Below are 2,138 nucleotides of genomic sequence, written 5' to 3' on the forward strand. Positions count from 1 at the left end.
CTCGCACGCCTGCCGCTGAACCCGAACGGCAAGGTGGACCGGCATGCGCTGCCGGCGCCGGAAGCGGTCATTGGCGATAGCACGCAGCCGACCGAACCGCCGCAGGGCGAGACGGAGCAGGCGCTGGCCGCGATCTGGGCCGAAGTGCTGGGCCTGCCTGCCGTGGGCCGGCACGACAACTTCTTTGCGCTCGGCGGACATTCGCTGGCCGTCCTGCAGACGCAGGCGCGCGTCCAGCAGCGCATGGGCGCGCGCCTGCCGCTACGGGCCTACTTTGAACACGTCACGCTGCACGCGCTGGCCGCCGAACTGGCGGCGCATCTGGAAGCGCAGACTGCAGCGGAGTCCACCGGACTGGACGAGATCGACGATCTACTCGCATCACTGGAGAGCTGAATGGAACAACGTAAACGGGCGCTGGCCGAGCGATTCCTGGCACTGCCCGCGGACAAGCGGAAAGACTTCCTGGCGGCCTTGCAGCGCCAGGGTGTGGATTTTGGCCTGCTGCCCATCGTGCCGGCCCCGGCCGCCGACCGTCAGGTCGCCTCGCCCGCGCAGCAGCGTCAATGGTTCCTGTGGCAGCTCGATCCGCAGAGTGCCGCCTATCACATTGCCGGTGCGCTGCGCCTGGAAGGGCAGCTCGATGCCGATGCGCTCGATGCCAGTTTTCAGGCGCTGGCCGCGCGTCATGAATCGCTGCGCACGGTGTTTCACGGCGATGCCAACGGCATGGCGGTGCCCGAGATCCGCGACGCCTCCGGGCTGGTGGTGGCGCGGCTGGATCTCGGTGCCATCGATGCCAGCGAACGCGATGTCCGTGCCCGCGATGAAGCGCTGCGCCTGACACGCATCCCGTTCGATCTCGAAACCGGGCCACTGCTGCGCGTGGCACTGCTGCGACTGGCCGACGACGCGCACCTGCTCGTCGTCACCATGCATCACATCATTTCGGACGGCTGGTCGATGCAGGTGATCGTCGACGAGTTCGTGGCGCTCTACGGTGCCCACGTGCGCGGGGAAGCCAGCGGCCTGCCGGCGCTCGACGTGCAGTACGCCGATTTCGCGCTCTGGCAGCGCAACTGGCTCGCGGCCGGCGAGCAGGCGCGCCAACTGGCCTACTGGCAAGAACGGCTGGGCACCCGGCATCCCGTCCTCCAACTGCCTGCCGATCACGTGCGGCGAACCGTCGCCACGTATCGTGCCGCCAAGCACGGTTTCGACGTTCCCGCGCCATTGGTGGCGGCGCTGCGGCAGCGCATGCAGCAGCAGGGCGGTACGCTGTTCGCGGCGCTGCTCGGCGGTCTGCAGGCGCTGCTGCATCGCTACACGGGCGAGCCGGATATCCGCGTCGGCACGCTGACGGCGAACCGGCAGCGCGCCGAGACGGCGGGTGTGGTCGGCTTCTTCGTCAACACACAGGTGCTGTCCAACCGGTTGCGCGCGGAGATGCCGTTAAGCGAGGCATTGCGTCAGGCGCAGGATTGCGTGCTGGAGGCGCAGGCCCATCAGGACCTGCCATTCGACGCGCTGCTCGACGTGCTGCGGCCCGAGCGTGGGCTGAGCGCGAATCCGCTGTTCCAGGTGCTCATCAACCACCAGCAGGAAGACGTGCAACCCAGCCACGACCTGCCGGGGCTGCACGTGGCCGGCGTGGACCTGGGCGCCACCGAGACAGACTCGCGCTTCGAACTGATGCTCGATACCGTCGAGCGTGCCTCGGGCGTGGTGGGCGTGCGGATGACCTACGCTGCCGATCTGTTCGAACCCGCCACGATCGAGCGGCTGGGGCGGCACTACCTGTCCATGCTTGCAACGCTGGCCGAAGAACCGGACCGCGCACTGGGCGATGTGCCGCTGCTGTCGGGCAAGGAGTCGCGCCAGTTGGCTGACTGGGGCACGGGCACACAACAAGACCATGCGCCGCTCGTGCATCTGGCCTTCCAGGCGCAGGCGCGTCGCAACCCCGACGCACTGGCCGTGCTGTTCGAGGATGAAGCCGAGGGCTTGTCCTACGGCGAACTGGAGCGTCGCGCGAACCGGCTGGCCCATCGACTGATCGCACAGGGCGTGCGCGCCGATGACCGCGTGGGCCTCGCGGTGCCGCGTTCGACGGACATGGTCGTGGCGCTGCTCGCCAT

At 68.4% G+C, this 2,138-nt stretch carries 2 protein-coding genes; both read left to right on the top strand.

The annotated features are described in order from the left end of the window. Positions 1–396 (top strand): phosphopantetheine-binding protein (locus FFS21_RS31835; protein WP_249359776.1); only part of this gene is annotated, 396 nt, incomplete at its 5' end. After that, positions 397–2,138 (top strand): condensation domain-containing protein (locus FFS21_RS31840; RefSeq protein ID WP_171020539.1); only part of this gene is annotated, 1,742 nt, incomplete at its 3' end. It lies immediately after the preceding gene.

Source organism: Cupriavidus sp. 2SB (genome assembly GCF_005503625.1).
Lineage (GTDB): Bacteria > Pseudomonadota > Gammaproteobacteria > Burkholderiales > Burkholderiaceae > Cupriavidus.